At 69.0% G+C, this 17,721-nt stretch carries 16 protein-coding genes and 1 tRNA gene; 5 read left to right on the top strand and 12 right to left on the bottom strand.

The genetic code is table 11. From position 1 onward, the window contains the following. Positions 1–3 precede the first annotated feature (3 nt). The 4 genes from ABD830_RS30120 to ABD830_RS30105 all read right to left on the bottom strand — a co-directional run bounded on the left by ABD830_RS30120 (position 4) and on the right by ABD830_RS30105 (position 4,087). Entirely contained in the window at positions 4–489 is a 486-nt protein-coding gene (locus tag ABD830_RS30120) for a hemerythrin domain-containing protein (protein ID WP_344994630.1), read from the bottom strand. Further along, a complete protein-coding gene (locus ABD830_RS30115) occupies positions 486–1,064 on the bottom strand; it encodes a PadR family transcriptional regulator (protein WP_344994628.1) in 579 nt (192 codons plus the stop codon). Before ABD830_RS30115 ends, ABD830_RS30120 begins: the two co-directional genes overlap by 4 nt. 220 nt (positions 1,065–1,284) lie before the next feature. Then, complete coding sequence (locus ABD830_RS30110; protein WP_344994626.1) at positions 1,285–2,574, bottom strand: MFS transporter; 1,290 nt, start codon at positions 2,572–2,574, stop codon at positions 1,285–1,287. Between the two features lie 952 nt (positions 2,575–3,526). Beyond that, a complete protein-coding gene (locus ABD830_RS30105) occupies positions 3,527–4,087 on the bottom strand; it encodes a hypothetical protein (RefSeq protein WP_344994622.1) in 561 nt (186 codons plus the stop codon). A gap of 113 nt (positions 4,088–4,200) precedes the next feature. On the opposite strand from ABD830_RS30105, the gene ABD830_RS30100 reads away from it, so the two are divergent. Next, positions 4,201–6,840 carry an ATP-binding protein gene (locus tag ABD830_RS30100; protein WP_344994620.1) on the top strand — a complete coding sequence of 880 codons (2,640 nt, stop codon included), beginning with the start codon at positions 4,201–4,203 and terminating at the stop codon, positions 6,838–6,840. Here ABD830_RS30100 and ABD830_RS30095 read toward each other — a convergent pair. From ABD830_RS30095 to ABD830_RS30085, 3 genes are read right to left on the bottom strand one after another with little or no spacing between them, the layout of a single operon-like run. Continuing rightward, the gene (locus ABD830_RS30095; RefSeq protein WP_344994617.1) at positions 6,827–7,102 is read right to left on the bottom strand and encodes a hypothetical protein; all 276 of its coding nucleotides are present in this window, start codon (positions 7,100–7,102) and stop codon (positions 6,827–6,829) included. The two genes, ABD830_RS30100 and ABD830_RS30095, sit on opposite strands and share 14 nt — an antisense overlap. 47 nt (positions 7,103–7,149) lie before the next feature. Further along, entirely contained in the window at positions 7,150–7,857 is a 708-nt protein-coding gene (locus ABD830_RS30090) for an MFS transporter (RefSeq protein ID WP_344994614.1), read from the bottom strand. 2 nt (positions 7,858–7,859) lie between these two features. Further along, the gene (locus ABD830_RS30085) at positions 7,860–9,134 is read right to left on the bottom strand and encodes an FAD-dependent oxidoreductase (protein WP_344994612.1); all 1,275 of its coding nucleotides are present in this window, start codon (positions 9,132–9,134) and stop codon (positions 7,860–7,862) included. Positions 9,135–9,495: 361 nt separating this feature from the next. Between ABD830_RS30085 and ABD830_RS30080 the strand changes: the two genes are divergently transcribed. Beyond that, entirely contained in the window at positions 9,496–9,876 is a 381-nt protein-coding gene (locus tag ABD830_RS30080) for a hypothetical protein (protein WP_344994609.1), read from the top strand. Between the two features lie 54 nt (positions 9,877–9,930). Here the strand turns inward: ABD830_RS30080 and ABD830_RS30075 are convergent. Further along, positions 9,931–10,002: transfer RNA gene (locus ABD830_RS30075), tRNA-Val, on the bottom strand. 492 nt (positions 10,003–10,494) lie between these two features. On the opposite strand from ABD830_RS30075, the gene ABD830_RS30070 reads away from it, so the two are divergent. Together ABD830_RS30070 and ABD830_RS30065 are read left to right on the top strand one after the other, a co-directional pair. After that, positions 10,495–10,911 carry an SsgA family sporulation/cell division regulator gene (locus ABD830_RS30070; protein WP_103958541.1) on the top strand — a complete coding sequence of 139 codons (417 nt, stop codon included), beginning with the start codon at positions 10,495–10,497 and terminating at the stop codon, positions 10,909–10,911. 149 nt (positions 10,912–11,060) lie between these two features. Beyond that, positions 11,061–12,617: an IS1182 family transposase gene (locus ABD830_RS30065; RefSeq protein ID WP_344994606.1), complete on the top strand. Its 1,557-nt coding sequence runs from the start codon at positions 11,061–11,063 to the stop codon at positions 12,615–12,617. Between the two features lie 194 nt (positions 12,618–12,811). Here the strand turns inward: ABD830_RS30065 and ABD830_RS30060 are convergent, their stop codons facing one another. Then, the gene (locus ABD830_RS30060) at positions 12,812–13,426 is read right to left on the bottom strand and encodes a DUF305 domain-containing protein (RefSeq protein WP_344994603.1); all 615 of its coding nucleotides are present in this window, start codon (positions 13,424–13,426) and stop codon (positions 12,812–12,814) included. 110 nt (positions 13,427–13,536) lie between these two features. Here ABD830_RS30060 and ABD830_RS30055 point away from each other — a divergent pair, with 110 nt between their 5' ends. Continuing rightward, a complete protein-coding gene (locus ABD830_RS30055; RefSeq protein ID WP_378521052.1) occupies positions 13,537–14,895 on the top strand; it encodes an LVIVD repeat-containing protein in 1,359 nt (452 codons plus the stop codon). Between the two features lie 44 nt (positions 14,896–14,939). Here ABD830_RS30055 and ABD830_RS30050 read toward each other — a convergent pair whose 3' ends face one another. From ABD830_RS30050 to ABD830_RS30040, 3 genes are read right to left on the bottom strand one after another with little or no spacing between them, the layout of a single operon-like run. After that, positions 14,940–15,770 carry an aminotransferase class IV gene (locus ABD830_RS30050; protein WP_344994601.1) on the bottom strand — a complete coding sequence of 277 codons (831 nt, stop codon included), beginning with the start codon at positions 15,768–15,770 and terminating at the stop codon, positions 14,940–14,942. After that, entirely contained in the window at positions 15,767–16,795 is a 1,029-nt protein-coding gene (locus ABD830_RS30045) for a chorismate-binding protein (RefSeq protein WP_344994598.1), read from the bottom strand. The genes ABD830_RS30050 and ABD830_RS30045 overlap by 4 nt, the downstream gene beginning before the upstream one ends. Beyond that, positions 16,762–17,679: a LysR family transcriptional regulator gene (locus ABD830_RS30040; RefSeq protein ID WP_344994595.1), complete on the bottom strand. Its 918-nt coding sequence runs from the start codon at positions 17,677–17,679 to the stop codon at positions 16,762–16,764. Before ABD830_RS30040 ends, ABD830_RS30045 begins: the two co-directional genes overlap by 34 nt. Positions 17,680–17,721: the final 42 nt, after the last annotated feature.

The raw sequence follows: 17,721 nt of genomic DNA, 5'->3' as shown, positions 1-17,721 counted from the left end.
CAGTCAGACGTCGCCGAACATGCGGTTCCTGTCGCTCTCCGGAGCGTCAAGAGCGCGGAGTGCCTGGTTCAGGGAGCCTTCCTCAAAGCCGAAATGAGCCTTCATCGAGCCCTTGATCTCACTGATCTGCCGGAAGAGCTCCTGCGGTGATGATTGCGGATCGTCGAGGCTCAGCTGAAAGTCGGCCAGGAGGCGCGCGAGGACCTCGTGCTCGCGACCCAGGCGGGCGATCGTCGGCTCCAATTCGGGCATCTGCTCCAGCAGAGCCGGGAAGAAGTCGCTGTCCTCGCTGCGGTGATGGCTGCCCAGGGCGGAGCAGAACGTGTAGCAGAAGTCGCGGAGTTCGGGTTTGAGGCTCTCGGCGCGTCCGCCGGAGCGGATGGCCCTGCGGGCGTCCTCCAACGCCTTTTCCAGGCGGTGGTGCACGTCCTGCAGCTCCCGATGCCAGGCGAAGACACGGTTGCGCAGCACTCCGGTCCCCGGAATCATTCTTGCCGTCCTTCCCCTGTCGGCGCTTGGCCGCGGTCACGCGCGGCGAGCAGTTTCGGTAGCTGCTCCAGCAGGCTCTCGTGCCAGGCGATCTCGGCCCGCAGGCGTGCCGTGGTGTGATCGAAGCTCATCGGCTCCAGCCCGCGCAGGTACGGCTCGGCCTGCTCGCGCTGGTGCAGCCAGGCCGCCAGCCGGACGATCAGCGCGTCGCGCCGGTCGCCGATCAGTGCCCGCAGGTCCTCTTCGGCGAGATCGTCGGCGTAGTGCAGCGCGAGATCCACCGGGTCGGGCCGCAGCCGGACCTCGCGCAGCGTCCGGTCGCGCAGCGCGATGAACTCCTCGCGCCCGGCAGGGGTGAGCGCGTACACCGTCCGCGCCGGTCCCGCCGCCTGCTCGGTGCGCACCACCTCGATCGCGCCCTCGGCGACCAGCCGGTGCAATGCCCCGTACAGCGAGCCCACCTTGATGTCGGTCCACAGCTCGGTGCGGTCCAGTTGCGCTTGCCGGCGGATCTGATGCCCGTGCATCGGACCGCGCAGCAGCGCGCCGAGCACGAACATGCGTGCGTCACTCACTCAGGTACTCAAACACGAGCACTTCAACTAGTCAAACGCGAGTAGTTCCGGCGAAGAGGGCCGAGACGCCAGACGCATCTGTACGCGCTGCTGAACGGCAAAGTCGCCGACACCCGAAATCCGCGCCGCACGCCGACGCCGCGACCGGGGCAACGCGCTACAGAACCTGCACGACCAAGACGAGCTGACTCACAGCGCCAACCGGCTGTCCGCCGGTTCCTTACCCCGAAGGTGACACCCCCTCGCTCGGGCTTTTCGCTCGAGACCGGTTGAGGGCGACGGTCCCTGCGCCGGCCGCGAAGAGCGTTGCGGCGAGGAGCATGGTGCCGCCGGGTCCGAAGGTCCCGGCGAGGGCGGCGAGGGCGGCGGCGCAGAGAATTTCGCCGGCGTACTCAGCCTGCGCCAGGAAGGAATGGGTGGTGGCCCGGATGTCGCTGTCGGTGCGACGGTTGACCCAGATGGTGGTGACGGTCCGTACCAGGGGCATGGCGATGCCGTTCGTGGCGATCACGGCGGCGACCGCGACGGGGAGGCTCGACGCCAAGCCGAGGAGGACGAGGCTGACCAGCCCGGCAAGACAGGAAAGGGCCAGGAAGGTGCGGGCGCCGCCATCGGAGTCGAGCCGGCGCTGGACGGCGGCGAGGGCGAGGGCCGCGGTGGCGTAGACGGCCAGGTTGATCGCGGTGAACCCGGCCATGCCGGAGGCGCCTGGCGGAAGCCCGAGGTCGGCGAGGTGCACCGGGTAGATCCGGCCGAAGGTGTCTGCCGCGCCGTTCACCAGGACGGTGACGACGACCAGCATGAGGATGGTGCGATCGGTGACCGCCAGGCGTGCGCCTCGGCGGGCGATACCGAGGGCGGCCTTGAGGTGGTCCTTGCGGACGCGGACAAAGTTCTTCTCGGGGAAGGCCGCGGTGAACCACGTCCCCAGCAGGAGCATCAGGACGCCCGCGCAGACGATGGCTGTAGGGCGATCCACGATGGCCGCGAGAACGCCGAATGCCACGATCCCGGCCCCCGCGCCGATCATCTGCCATCGGGCCTGAGCGGCGATCAGGAGGTGTATGCGGTCGGGCCGGTCGATCTCGTCGGTCGCCCAGGCGACGTCCGATCCGCTGGTGAAGGTCCAGGAGATGCCCCACAGCATCTGGGCCAGCATCAGCGGGACGAAGCTGGGGAACAGGCCGGTGACTGCCATGGCGGTGGCCATCAGGACGTGCGACGCGACGATCGCCTTCTTGCGTCCGAGGGTGTCGGCCACAACCCCGGCCGGGACCTCGAAGAGGATGCTCGCCACCCCCTGTGCGGCGGCGATGAGTAACAGCTGCGCAGGGGACAGACCCGCATCGACAGCCATGTAGAGGCTGGTGACCAGCCACCAGCCGTTGTGCAGCACCGCCCGCAGGAAATTCCAGACCAGGAAGCGGCGGGCGAGGACGCGAGGTCCGGGGTGCGGGTGCTCGGGGAAGGCGTCAGGTCCTGTGGGCGTCGGGGGATTCGAACGGCTCATGGCTCCTCGTGTGCAGGTCGGCGGTGGCTTCTGGGCACACAAGTCCGCGCATGGTTCGTCCCCGTCCCTCTCACTGGATCGCATACGACTGTTCGCCGAGATACTGCCGAGGCCGACTGCGTGCTGTCAACGCAATTCGGCGCAGTCCGACACACGAGGTTCGCCATGCATCTACGTGTGGCGTGCCGTCCGTGATGCATCTTCGGCGACGAGCCGGCGGGTTGAGCCCGAGGGTGATGTCTCCCCATCGACCCTCAGACACGAGAGAGGCCCGCTACTCATGACGAGCAGCGAGCCTCTCACCAGGGATCTTTCCTTTGGGGACCATGGCCAACCGCATCAGAGAGCGCCTTGATCTTCAGCTGCCACGTCGGTACAAGGATCAAGATGGAACTGCCGCGCGAGGCGGGTGCAGTGCTCACGGCGCCCCTCCAAGTCACGAGCCTATTGTCGCTAGCCTCATTCGCGAATGATGCGGGTAGCAATGACATCCGGTGGGCGGCCTGCCAACGAGGGTTGGGCAGTGATCATTGTGGACTCGTATCAAATGTGCGATTCGCGCGTCCGATGCCGAGCTCAAGGGCCTCTCGGGCGGCCGGTTTCGGTTCGGACAGGGCGGATAAGTTGGGCGCGATAACGCGATCTTCAATGTTTCGGAAGGTCGTGCCGCACGTGCTTTATGTCCGCCCGCGCCAGGCCTGCAGGGCACCTCATGATCGTGAATGTGGGCTCTGGGCCTATGGGGGCTGACTGCCCAGGTCCTCCGCAGTGGCCGAGACCCGCCCCACCCGGAGATCCTTCACTAACGCCAGCGCCGACTCCGGCCACCTCGCCTTCACCCTCACAGCAAGACGAACGACCAGGATGACAGACTTCAGAATCCCCGAAGTCTCATCGACACCCATTTCGGATGAGCACCCGGCCGGCTGGCGAAGCTGATCGGTTTCCCGCTTCACGCGAGGGTCAGGGCATCGGTTCCCCCGGCGATGAGGATGTCGTAGCGGTCCTCGCTCTCCTCGAATCCGGGGTCGGTGAACACGTACTTGGGCTTGGCCGAGGCGAACTGCTGCTCGCCGATGGTCAGGCGGGTCGAGCCACCGGCCACGGCCAGCCGTACCGGAACGCCGGCGGGACGCCGGAAAGTGAGGTCGGCCGCACCTCCGGCGACGCGGACAGGCACCCGGCCATGCGGCTCGGGCAGGTCCACATGCACGTGCTCGACCCCGCCCTGCAGGTCGATCCCGGCCAGCCACAGCCCGCGCAGGTCGGCGTTCACACGGGAGGTGCGGCCCTGCACCTCCACCGCCCACGGCTCGGCGGCGTTGAGCACGATCTGGCCGCCATGCCGCCGGTCGCCGACGTGGAAGCTGCGCGGGAAGTCGACGACGACTCCGTCGGTGACCGGCCGCACCTCCGGCAGCACACCGTCGAAGCTGAGCTTGTACGGCTCGGCCATGGCCGGGTCCACCTGGAGGGTGAGGTCGGCGGCACCAGGGACAAATCCGATCTTCATGGTTGCTCTCCTGCTGTGTTGTCGATGATCAGGACCGTACGCAGCAGCGAGATAGGAGTAATCAGTCACATAGCGGTCGTCGCGACTTAAGACGGCTTAAGTAACATCTTGGGATGCTCTACGGCAGGACCCGCGAACAAGAGACGCTCGACCGGCTTCTCCACGAGTCGGCCAGAGGCGTCAGCGGTGTCCTGGTCATCAGCGGCGACCCGGGTGTCGGCAAATCCGCGCTGCTCGATCACGCCGTGGAGCGAGCCGGTGCCGAGTTCACCGTGCTGCGCGGTGTGGGCGTGGAGTCGGAGGCGGAGCTGCCCTACGCGGGGTTGCATCTGCTGCTGATGCCTGTGCTGGGGCAGGTGGAGGAGCTCTCGGAGGTGCAGGCGACGGCGTTGCGCGGAGCGCTGGGCATGACCGCGGCTCGGGCCGGTGACCGGTTCCTGGTCGGGGTCGCGGTGCTGAGTCTGCTGGCGGCCGTGTCGGCGGAGCGGCCCCTGCTGTGCGTGATGGACGACATGCAGTGGCTGGACCGGGCCTCGGCCGACGCCTTGCTGTTCGCCGCGCGCCGGCTGCGCAGCGAACGGGTGGCTCTGCTGCTGGCCGCGCGCGAGGAGTTCCAGGCCCCCGGCCTGCCCGAGCTGCGGATCTCCCCGCTGGAGGCTGCGGCGGCGGGTGAGCTGGTGAACGCGATCGCTCCGGGCCTGGCCGTGGACGTGCGCGAGCGCGTGCTGGCGGAGGCGGGCGGCAACCCGTTGGGGCTCATCGAACTGCCCCGGAGCTCGTCAGGCGGCGATCTGGGCGAGCTGCCGCTCACGCGGCGACTGCTGGAGGCCTTCGGGCAACGCGCCACCGCCCTGAGCGAACCGGCCGGGACCCTGCTGCTGGTCGCGGCCGCCGAGGACACAGGTGAGCCGGCCCCGATCCTGCGTGCCGCGGCCCGCCTGGGCGTCGATGAGCAGGCTCTGGAGGAGTGCGAGCGCTCCGGACTCATCGAAGTGGCCGGGGCGCGGGTGCGTTTCCGCCACCCGCTGGTCCGGTCGGCGGTCTATCAGGCGGCGGGCTTCGCCAGGCGCAGGGCGATCCACCGAGCGCTGGCTGAGGTCAGCGAACCCGAGCGGCGGATCTGGCACCTGGCGGCGGCGGTGACCGAACCGGATGAGCGGCTGGCAGCCGAGCTGGAGCGGTCAGCCGAGACATTCGTACGGCGCAGCGGGCACGCCGCCGCGGCGGCGGCGTGGGAACGTGCCGCACTCCTCACCCCCGAGGCGGACCTCCGGGCCGTGCGACTGGCCAGGGCCGCCGAGGCGGCCATCTCCGCCGGCCGGCTGCGCCGGGCCGCCCAGCTCACCGACCAGGCGGTACGCCTGACCAGTGACGAGCTCGTCCTGGCCCATCTGGCCAACCTCCGGGCCGATGTCGACTTCGAGCACGGCGCCGTCGAGAGCGCGAGCCTCACCCTGCTGGAGGCCGCCAGACCGCTGGCCGACGCGCATCCCGACCGGGCGGCCTCGCTGCTGATCCAGGTCGTGCGCAACGCCTGGTACGCCCATGACCTCAAGCTCGCCCGCCAGGCCACCGATCTGCTGATCTCCCTCGGCCACGGCACCGACCCGGCACGACCGGCGCTGGCCATGGCCTCCGGGATCACGGCGCTGCTCGAGGACGATCCGGCACGGGCCCTGCCGCTGCTGCGCGAGGTGATCGAAGGCGGGAGGCGCATCGACCGCGGCGAGCACGGCCTGCGCAACAACGCTCTATCGATCGCCCTGCTCATAGGTGACCACACCACCGCCCTGAGCATGGCTCGTGCGCTGGCCGCCGAATGCGCATCCCTCGGCATGGTGGCCTGGCTGCCGCACACCCACCTGGCGCTGGCCGCCGTCGAGCTCCTGAGGGGCCGTCACCTGGACGCGGCCGCCGACGCCGACCACGCCGAGCAGGTGGCGGCGCAGACCGGCCAGACTCACCTGGAGGCACAGGCGTGCGGAGTGCGGGCCTGGCTCGCCGCGGTCCGCGGCGCCGAGGAGGACTGCCGGGCGCTCGCCGAGCGGGCAGCGGCGATGCCTTCGGGCCAGGTGTGGGCGCAGTGGGCGCTGGGCCTGCTGGAGCTGGCCCGAGGCCGTAACGAGCAGGCGGCCGATCATCTGGCTCGCGCTGCCCGGCAGCAGCCCGCCGCCGCACCCGACCTGGTCGAGGTCCTGGTCAGGCTGGAGGAACCGGAGCGTGCCCGCGCGGCCCACGACCGGTTCGCCCTCTGGACGGCGGCCGGCGGCCAGCCCTGGGCACAGGGCTTGCTGGCCCGCTGCCGGGCACTGCTGGAGGGCGACGAGCAGGACTTCGCCACGGCGATCGACCTGCACCAGGCCGCCGACCGGCCCTTCGACGCGGCGCGCACGCGGCTGCTGCTGGGCGAGCAGTTACGGCGCGAGCGGCGCAAGCATGAGGCCCGTACGGTCCTGCGGGAGGCAGCGGACACCTTCGAACGGCTGGGTGCTCTTCGCTGGCTGGATCGGGCTTCGTCGGAGCTGCGCGCCACCGGCGAGTCCCTCGCCAGGAGCGCCGACGCGGGGTTGCTGTCGCGGCTCACGCCGCAGGAGCTTCAGGTGGTACGGCTGGCCGCAACCGGAGCCAGCAACAAGGAGATCGCCGCCCAGCTGTTCCTCAGCCCCCGGACCGTCGGACACCACCTGTACAAGGCGTATCCGAAGCTGGGCGTCACCACCCGGACCGAGCTGGCCGGCCTCATCCTGTCGTGACGCGCAGCGGGATCTCCATGATGAGCGCGGCGACCACGACGGCCGCCACCGCGATGACCGTCAGCGCGGTGAAGGCGGTCTGGATCGATCCCACCTCATACAGCGCGCCGGTCATCGTCACTCCGGTCACACCGCCGAGCTGGCGCAGGAAGGGACCGGCGCCGCTGGCCACACCGACATCCGCGGCCGGGACGCTGTTCTGCGCGACGAGAGTGACCAGTTGCATGAGCATGCCGGCCCCGAGGCCCAGCACGACCATCACGGCCCAGCCGGCACCGGTCAGCGCTATGCCCGCCGTACCGGCCGCGGTCAGAGCTGTAGGTGGAGCGGGAGATAAGTGACTGAAGAGAGCATCACCGCGCCCTGGAGCGGGGCGAGGATCGCGGCGAGGGTGAAGTTCCGCACGGCCAGCAGACGCGGCGGCAGCACGGCCAGGTAGTCGGCCAGGCGTCTGGCCCGCCTCACTCGTGCCGGTGGCGGGAGTCGGACGGGAAGGGTCAGCGCCACGAGGGGGACGGCGCCCGGCGGAAGATTGATCAGGTAAGCCCAGCGCCAGGACAGCGCGTCGGTGAGCAGCCCGCCCGCCAGCGGGCCGCCGATCATGGCCACGGCCGTCACCGCGGTGACATAGCCCCGATATCGAGTGCGTTCGCGGGGCGGGAGCAGTGCGACGATCACGGTGACGACGCCGACCATCAGCCCGCCCGCTCCGGCGCCCTGCAGCGCCCTGGCCGCCACCAGCTGTGTCATGTCCTGCGCTACCGCACAGGCCGCCGACCCGATCTGGAACAGCACCAGCGCGCTCAGCAGCACCCGCTTGTGCCCGAGCAGGTCCCCCGCCCTCCCCCACAGGGGCAGGGTGAGGGTGGAGGCCACCGCATAAGCCACGACCACCAGCTGGACCTGCTCCCGGCCGCCCAGCTCGGCGACGAGGGCGGGGGCGAGGACACCGGTCAGCGTGGTGTCGAGCGTGGCCAGCAGCAGCAGGATCAGCAGACTCGCGAAGATGGTCCGCACAGCTACTTCATCATCGCGGCGGACATCTGCTTCTTCAGCGGCGGCACCGCGTTGAAGAAGCGGAACATGATCTTGGTGAGGAAGCGCTGCACCGGGCTGGCGCTGACGCCCATCTTCAGGTTCCGCATGGCCAGCGCCACCGCCTTGAAGGCATAGTCGAGCATCTCCACCTCGTAGGCGTGCACCGCGTCCAGCAGCGTCCGCCGCCCGTTGACGTGGTCGATCAGGTGCGCGCACAGCAGCCGGGCGTCGAGGATCGCGGTGTTGGCGCCCACTCCCGCGGTGGGTGGCATGTTGTGGATCGCGTCGCCGATCAGGGTGACGTTGGTGGTCTGCCAGGGCTTGACCGGGGTGGAGCTCTTCAGCGGGAAGATCGAGATGCTGCCGGGGTCGCTGCGGGCGATCAGCTTGTGCAGCCGGGGGCTCCAGCCCTTCAGCGCCCGGAAGGCGACCTGCTGCAGTCCGGCGCCGTCCATGCGCTCCAGCTCGACGCGATCGCCCAGCTTGTCCCAGGTGGTGACGATGTTCCACATGATGTAGTCGGCGCTGTTGTCCAGCAGCAGGCCCCCACTGGGGGCCTTGGCCACCGAGCCGCGGGTACGGAACTCGTGCGCCGCCAGGAAGACGGCCTTGCCCTGTGGCCCGAACAGGAACCCCGAACCGGCGAACAGCTGCCTGGGCAGAAGCTTGCGGGTCTCCTCGTCCAGCGGGACCTTGGCCGAGAGCGACAGCGCGCCGGTGTCGATGCGCTCGGCTTCCGGCAGCAGCTGCTTGCGTACCCGCGAGTTGACCCCTTCCGCGCCCACCAGCAGGTCGCCGTCGGCGTGGGTGCCGTCGTCGAAGTACGCGCGCACCCTGCCGTCCGGGCGCTGCTCGTACCGCGTGAACGTCTTGCCGTACTGGACGATCCCTTCCAGCTCGCTCAGCAGCACCTCCCGCAGCGAGATGCGGCTGACGGACTTGAAGCTGTCGATGTAGTGCTCGGGCGCGTCCGGGTCCCCGATGGCCAGCAACTCGGAGAAATCGGAGTCGTAGAAGCCCAGCGTGGTATTGGGCTTGCCCGACGTCGCCACGAACCGGTCATACAGCTCCTCCGGCAGGCACTCGTGCAACGCGGCGCATCCCTTGGGGGAGATGTGGATCCGGTAGCCCTGCAGCCGGTCGTCCTTGGCCCGGTCACGCTCGTAGACCGCAACCGAGATGCCGGCCTTGCGCAACCCCTGGGCGAGCGTGAGCCCGCCGATGCCACCACCGGCGATCAGAACATGGAACGACATTGTGCCCTCCGCAGCAGATGAGGTGTTGATCACGAAACGATGACTCCGACGGTAGGGGTCCGGCCGCTACCAGGGCATCAGGCATCCGACTTAGGTAGCGACCATCCTGGTGACCGATACGCTCGACAATGCGTCGGCTGTCGTTCGAGCTGCACTTGCTGGAATGCGGCGACGGCCGCCATCTTGGCCTCGCGCAACAACCTGGCTTACACCTATGAGTCGGCGGGGATCTGGGCGGGGCAATCGCGTTGCATGAAAGCACGCTCGCCGACTGCGAGCGGGTGCTGGGCGCCGACCATCCCGGGGGTGGTCATATCCGGAAGCCGGGAAGATCAAACCCCAGCAGCTACGCGCCGATCAGGTGGATGAGTGGCTCGACCAGCTCACCGGCAAGCCGGCCACCACCCTGCGAGAGATCCACAGCGTGCCGAAGAGGGCCATCCGGCAAGCTCAGGCACGCGACATGGCGCTCAGGAACGTTGCCGAGCTGGTCATCACGCCCAAGGGGACGGATGGCCGGCCCGGCAAAGCGCTCACCCGGCAACAGGCAGAGGCAATGCTCAAGGCCGCCGAATCGTCCGAACTCCACACCTACGTGGTGATCAGCCTCACCACGGGGTTGCGCAATGCCCATCGTACGTTCGCGGCATCCAGTGGAGTGTCGCCGTCTTCGGCGACAAGCCGACGGTTTGAGTCCGAGTCAGATGGCTCCCGATCGGCTTCCATCGACTCTCGGACATGAGAAAGGCCCGCTCCTCATGACGAGCAGCGAGCCTCTCACCAGGGATCTTTCCTGTGGGCGATACTGGGATCGAACCAGTGACCTCTTCGGTGTGAACGAAGCGCTCTCCCGCTGAGCTAATCGCCCGCCCTGTCGGTCCCTCTCGGTGCCGACGGGGAAAACCATACCGCACTCTGGCACCTGCTGGCGAAGCGAAGCGGTCGGGTGGCGGTTGGGTGGCGGTCGGCGGGTGGTTCGGGCGGGTCGTCGGGGGCTGGGACGAAGGCGGGGAGAGGGATTCGGGTGAAACGTGGCGGTTGCCCACCGGCACGGTGGGTCGGTGGCATACCATCGTGCTGTTCCGGTTGGCATCGGTCGTGATCTTTTGGCGAGAAACGTTCATGGTCGGCGCGCCGGGACAGGCTCCGCAAGACGCAAAACCCTTGTAAATACGACCCGGTTGATGCCGTTTAGCCTGGTAGATGCCTAAATGTCCAGCTGTGATGTGCGTTACAGAAGGCCCTTGGAGCGGAATCTTTCCTACAGGTTTCTTCGTTCCGCGTCATAGCTCAGGACGAAGTCCGTCAGAGCAGTGAAAGCCCCGTAGAGGGGACCTACGACGAAAAGGTTTGGCTGACGATGAACAGCACCACCGTCTCCGCCGAGCTTGGCCTTCGGCTTGTGGTCCCCGACCGTACTACCGTCCCCCTGCTCGCCGGACTGAGTTATACAGCCGACGATCCGTACGCCATCCGCATGGCCTTCCACGTAGGGAACGACGAACCGGTCGAGTGGATCTTTGCCCGTGAGTTGCTGACCGTGGGCATCGTGAGGCGTGTCGGCGACGGCGACGTCCAGGTGTGGCCCGCGCGTGCCGATGGCGAGCGGACGCTCCATATCAGTCTCACGTCCCCCTTCGGTCAGGCGCTCTTCGAAGTGCCGCTGGCACCCCTCACCGAGTTCCTCCACCGTACGTACGAGAAGGTCCCGGCAGGGCGGGAGACCGACTACATGGACCTGGACGCCGAGCTGACCAACATGCTCTGGCCGTCCTGACGATCTAGGTGACTGGTGTTTTTTGATCTATCTCGCGTCGGTCTCGCCTGTTGTGCCATGGTGATCGGTGTTGGTCACCGGGAGCGGGGAGAGACCGAGCGATGGCAGTGGGCCAGACTCCGATGCAGCCGGGGTTGCTGTCTTCCACGGTGAGTTTTGTCGAGGGTCGGCTGGCGCCGAACTCGATCTACACGGTGCTGCACCGTGAGTGCCGGAATCTGTTTCCGGACGAGATGTTCGCCGACCTGTTCGCTGAGGATGGGCGCCGGTCGGTGCCGCCGATGATCGTGGCGGTGGTGATGGTGCTGCAGCGGCTGGAGGGGCTGTCGGATCGCGAGGCGGTGGATCGGTTCGCCTTCGATGTGCGGTGGAAGTACGCCGCCGGCGGGCTGGACTTCGACCATCCAGGGTTCGTGCACACCGTGCTGGTGGACATGCGGGCCCGGCTGGCCGCCTCCGACCGGCCAGACCGGATCTTCGAGCGGACCGTGGAGGTGGCCGCCCGGGCCGGGCTGATCGGCCGCAAGCGGGTGCTGGACTCGGCACCGATCTATGACGCGGTGGCCACCCAGGACACCATCACGCTGATCCGCTCGGCGATCCGGGGCGTGCTGCGCGCCTCCGACCGGGAGTTGCGGGTCGCGCTGCGGGCGGTGATCTCCAGCGGGGACGCCTACACCGATCTCGGTAAGCCGGTCATCGACTGGACCGAACAAGCGGAGCGGGAGGCGCTGATCGACTCGCGGGCCCGCGATGGGTTCGCGCTGCTAGCCGTGCTGGACGGACGGAAGGTGGCTGAGGAGGTCGATCAGGCGGCACGATTGCTGGCCACCGTGCTCGGCCAGGACCTGCAGCACGGCGAGGACGGGGTGTTTCGGATCGCCCGCAAGGTGGCCAAGGACCGTGTCATCTCCACCGTCGATGCCGAGGCGCGACACGGCCGCAAGACGGTGGAGCGCTCGTTCGACGGATACAAAGGCCACATCGCCGAAGACCCCGACAGCGAGATCATCACTGCCACCCGGGTGACGGCAGGCAACGTGGGCGATGCCGAACCGGCCGCCGAACTCCTGGCTGACCTCCTGTCCGAGCAGGCCGAGCAGGCCGAGCAGGCCGAGCACGCCGAGCAGGCCGAGCAGGCCGAGGTTTATGGTGATGCCGCCTACGGCACCGGGCCGATGCTTGCCAAGCTCGACCGGGCGCAAATCGAGGCGATGGTCAAGACGCAGCCCTCCAGCGCGCCCGGAGGTCGCTTCACCAAGGATGCCTTCACCGTCGATCTGGAGGCCGGGCGGGTGATCTGCCCGAACCAGATCGTCAAGGAGATCCGCTGGCATCGCAATGGCAGTGGCGTGGCGGCCTTCGGCTCCGCATGCGCGGGATGCCCGCTCCGGGAGCGGTGCACCACCGCCAAGGACGGCCGCGACATCAACCTCAGCCCGCACGAGGCACACTTGGCCCGGGGCCGGGCCAACAGTGCCGATCCCGGCTGGCTGGCCCGATACCGCGCCACCCGGCCCAAGGTCGAACGCAAGATCGCGCATCTGATGCGGCGACGGCATGGCGGACGCCGCGCCCGCATGCGCGGCACCACCAAAGTCGACGCGGACTTTTCTTTGCTGGCCGCCGCTGTCAACCTGGCACGCCTGGCGGTGCTCGGCGTTACTTCCACCTCAACCGGGCGATGGGCAGCGACAATGGCCTGACCAGGGAGAACAACCGCACGCCACGGTTACGGAAGGCCAGCGGACACCCTTCGGAACCCCTGTGGATAACTCGGCAGAGCAGGGCTGACCCGAACCCCGCAAAGGCCGGGCCACCCAAGCTCGATCACAGGCCCGGCTCAGCAGATCGCGATCGAGATTCAACCGGCCGGGATCGACCGCTTAACACCAGCGACCTAGGCGGGCAGGCTCTCCAGGGCCTTCCGCATGCGGGCGATCTCGATGCTCTGACCCGAGTACACGTCTTTGGCCAGCAGCCGCATGCGCCGGTCGCGGCCGGTGGCCAGTTCCTCCCCCGCCATCTTCACCGCGCCCTCGTGGTGCCGGGTCATCAGCTGCAGGAACATGCGGTCGAAGGTCGTCCCCCTGGCCGCGCTCAGGGCGTTCAGCTCCTCCTGCGTCGCCATGCCGTACGCCGCCGTCTGAGCGTGCGCGTGGGCGGCGGGAGCGGGGCGGCCGAGCTCGGCCAGCCATCCGGTCATGGCCTTGATCTCCGGGGTCTGCGCGGCCGTGATCTGGCGGGCGAACGAGCGGATGGAGGCCGTGGTCGTGCGGTCGTTCACCAGCGCGGTCATCTCCAGGGCCTGTCGGTGATGCGGGATCATGGCCTCGGCGAAGCGGACGTCCGAGGCCACCGTCGCCGCCGGCGTCTGCCCCACGCGCTCCCCCGGCGTCGCGGTACGGCCGGCCGCTCCCGGGCTTCCCGGCACGATGACGGGCGCCTCCGTCCCCACGGGTGAGGGTCCGGCGGGCTGCTGCTGGGAGCAGGCGGCGAGGGCGAATGTGGTCATAACTGTGATGAAGACCGTACGCGGCCGCGAATCTCCTGGCATAGCTTCCATAGTGAGCTACGAGACAAAGGGGACGCGCGTTGATCTCTGCCACGTTGCGCGGAGCGTTGTTGGGTACGGTGCTGTTACTGGCCTCCGCCTGCGCGGCAGGCCCGCAGCCGGCCGAGGCGCCGACGCCCGCCACCTCGACGCGCGAAACCAGCGCCCCGGCCGCCACGTCTTCCGCCGCACCCACCGGTGACGTGATGACGAGCGACAACGTCAAGTTCGTCGCCAACCTGCCCAGGACCGCCCCCCTGAACGGCAAGGACGACATCGACACGGACCTCGCATTCCAGGGCGACTACGCGTACCAAGGCAACTTCGGCGGGTTCGCCATCTACGACATCAGCGACCCGGCCACACCCCGCATCGTGAGCCAGGTGGCCTGTCCGGCGCAGCAGAACGACGTCAGCGTGTACGGCGACCTGCTCATCCTCTCGGTCGACGAGCCGCGCGCCGGCGAGGAGTGCGACGCCGGCGACGGCAGCCGCGAGTGGGAGGGCCTGCGGATCTTCGACATCAGCGACAAGAAGAGCCCTGAGTACGTCGGCGCGGTCAGGACCGACTGCGGCTCGCACACGCACACAATGGTCCCTGCCGGGGAGACGCTGTACGTGTACGTCTCCTCGCCCGGCCCCGAGCCGGAGTCGAAGACCTGCCCGCCGCCCCACGAGCTCATCCAGATCGTAGAGATCCCGACAAAGTCGCCTAAATCCGCAAAAATCGTGGCGAAGCCGGATATCTTCCCTGAGCGCCAGCACTCCGATCTCGCCTCAGGGTGCCACGACATCACCGCGTACCCGGAGAAGAAGCTCGCCGCGGCCGCCTGCTTCGGCGACGGCGTGCTGCTCGACATCTCCGACCCGGTCAAGCCGAAGGTGCTCCAGCAGATCACCGACACGGAGAACTTCCAGATCTGGCACTCGGCGACGTTCAACAACGACGCCACGAAGGTCGTCTTCAGCGACGAGCTGGGCGGCGGCGGCCAGGCCACGTGCGACCGCAACACGCCGGCCACGAAGGGCGCGGACGCCGTGTACGACATCGTGAACGGCAAGCTGGAGCGACGCGGCTACTTCAAGATCCCCAGAGAGCAGCAGGAGAACGAGAACTGCGTGGCCCACAACGGCTCGCTGATCCCGGTGCCGGGCAAGGACGTCATGGTGCAGGCGTGGTATCAGGGCGGGGTGTCGATCTGGGACTTCACCGACTCCGCCCACCCGAAGGAGATCGGCTACTTCGAGCGCGGCCCGTTCCCCGGCGGCGACATCGCGGGCTCCTGGTCGGCGTACTACTACAACGGCTACATCTACTCGAGCGACATCCGTGAGGGCCTGGACGTCCTGAGGATCGACGATCCGCTCACCGACCCGGCCAAGAAGGTCAAGATGGACGACTTCAACGTCCAGACCCAGAAGTCGTACTGAACACACCGCGGTGGCCCCGCCGCCGATGGGCGGGGCCCACTGACTCAGGGGTTCAGGTCGGCGGCGGAGCGCTCGGCGAAGACCCGCATGGCCTTCGTGGTGATCGGGCCGGGAGCGACCGGCAGCTCCGTGTCGTCGACCAGCTTGATCGGCTGGACGTCGCGGGTCGTGGAGGTCAGGAACGCCTCCTCGGCCTCGTACAGCGCCGACAGCGGCACGTCCGCCTCCTCGGCGCCGCACCATTCGACCACCAGCGCCCTGGTGACCCCGGCCAGGCAGCCCGACTCCAGCGTCGGGGTGAGCAGGCGGCCGTCGCGGACGATGAAGATGTTGGAGCCGGTGCCCTCGCAGAGGTTGCCCGCCAGGTTGCCGAAGATGGCCTCGCCGCCTCCGCGCTTCTTCGCGTACAGCAGGGCCTTGGCGTTGTCGCCGTACGAGGTGCTCTTGACCCCGGACAGGGCGCCGCGCTCGTTGCGCGGCCACGGGACGACGGAGACGTTGGCGGTGGCCGGGAACGGCTTCTGCTCGTCCACGATGACGACGGAGGTGGTGCCCTGGTCGCCGCGGTCGGAGCCGAGCGGGCCGGGGCCGCTGGTGTAGGTGACGCGGATGCGGCCGAGCGCCCAGGCGGGCGCGACCGCCAGCAGCTTGGCGATGCCGTCGGCGATGGCCTCGACGTCGGGCTCCGGCAGGTCCATGCGCTGGGCGGAGAGCGTGAGCCGGTCGAGGTGTCGGGTGAGCGCGAACGATTGGCCGTTCACGATCTTGATCGTCTCGAAGACGCCGTCGCCGACCATGAGCCCGTGGTCGAAGACCGACACGCTGGCCTGCGCGGGGTCGAGCAGCTCGCCGTTGACCCAGACAGGGATGTTCATTCAGTTCCTCCTGTGGATGCCAGTGCGATGAGCCTGGCTGCTTTGAGCTCGGTCTCGAGCCATTCGCGCCCGGGGTCGCTGCCCCAGGTGATGCCGGCTCCGGTGCCGAACCGGATCTCGTCATCGCCGTGAGCCAGTGCCGAGATCCAGAATGTTCTGATGCCCACGGCCAGCGCCGCCCGGCGGCGGTCGGCGTCGACCCAGCCCACGGCCCCACAGTACGGCCCGCGGGGTGCTGGTTCGAGCTCATTGATGATGCGCAGCGCCGACGACTTGGGCGCGCCCGTGACAGATCCGGGCGGGAAGGTCGCGGCGAAGAGCTCGGGCCAGCCCGCCCCCGGCGCCAATCGGGCCCGGACGGTGGAGACGAGGTGGACGAGACCGGGGTGCTCCTCTACCGCGCAGAGCGACGGCACCTCGACCGAGCCGACGGCGGCGACGCGGCCGAGGTCGTTGCGGACGAGGTCGACGATCATGACGTTCTCGGCGTAGTCCTTGTCGAGGAGGTCGCCGGCGGTCGCGCCCGTGCCCTTGATGGGCCTGGACTCGACGGTGTCGCCGTCACGCGAGAGGTAGAGCTCGGGCGAGGCGGACACCACGCTGAGCCCTGGCACCTGGATGACGGCCGCGTACGGTGCGGGATTGCCCGCGGCCAGCCGGGCGGCCAGCGCGAGCGGGTCGGCGTCGGCCGGGACGGGCGCGGTCAAAATGCGGCAAAGATTTGCCTGGTAGACCTCACCCTGCTCGATGTAGGCGCGGATGGCACGCACGCCGCGCTCGTAGGCGGCCCGGTCGAGTGAGCTGCGCCACTGATCGGGGCGCGGCCCGTGCCAGGAAGCGGCGGGCGCGGGCAGGGGCGACTCGCGCACCCGGTCGAACCGGGCGCACGTCACCTTGCCCTCGTAGTCGACGACCATGGCCCACCAGCCCTCGCCGTCGAGCGCGGCCAGGTCGGAGGTCACGTCACGCAGCCCGGTCGCGTGCTGACCGCCTAAATAGGCGAAGCCGTCGTACACGCCTTCCATTCTCCCAGCATTTCGACGAGCTCCAGCGCGGCGGGCAGTGGCGTCTCGGGCAGGGCCGCGTACACCTTCCGCACGGGCGCCGTGCCCAGCAGGGGCCGCAGCACCAGATCCGGCGGTACGGCCCGCGCCGCCAGCTCCGGCACCAGCGTCACGCCCAGCCCGGCCGCGACGAACCCGAACTTGCCCGTCCACTCGGCCACCCGCAGCCCGCCGCGCGGCGTGAACCCGGCCGCCGCGCACGCGGCCACCAGCAGCGTCGGCTGGCCGCGCGGGGCGGCCTCGATCCATGTCTCCTCTGCCAGGTCCCGCAGGTCCACCTCGGCGTCGCCGGCGAGCCGGTGCCCACCGGGCAGCGCGACGAGCAGGCGGTCCTCGCGCAGGAGCACCGTGTGCGCGGCCTCGGCGGGCAGCCCCGCCGGGTAGTCGCTGATCACGGCCACATCGAGCGCGCCCGCGCGCAGCCGCTCCATCAGGCGGGCCGTGAGCCCCTCCACCAGCCGCAGCTCGACGCCGGGCCGCCGCTCCACGAACCGTTTGAGCGTGCCGGGCACCAGGTCCACGTTGGCCGTGGCGAACGCGCCCAGCCGGAGCGTCCCGCCCAGCCCGCCGTGGATGGCGGCCAGCTCTTCGCCGGCGCGCTCGAGCCGGTCGAGCACGGCGACGGCGTGCCGGTGGAGCGCCTCGCCGGCGGGCGTCAGGCGCACCCCTCTGGCCAGGCGCTCGAAGAGCGGCCCTCCGGCGGCACGCTCCAGCGCGGCGATGCGGCGGGAGACCGCCGACTGGGTGTATCCGAGCAGCTCGGCGGCGGCGGTGAACGAGCCGCTCTCGGCGATCTCGTGGAACAGCCGCAGCACATCCGCGTCAAAGGCATTCACATTTTGCATGGCTGATATGCAACCTAGTTGTTTGTGGAATGGATCGGGTCC

It is taken from the genome of Nonomuraea helvata (genome assembly GCF_039535785.1).
Lineage (GTDB): Bacteria > Actinomycetota > Actinomycetes > Streptosporangiales > Streptosporangiaceae > Nonomuraea > Nonomuraea helvata.
This window is presented reverse-complemented; position numbering and strand designations above follow the sequence as displayed.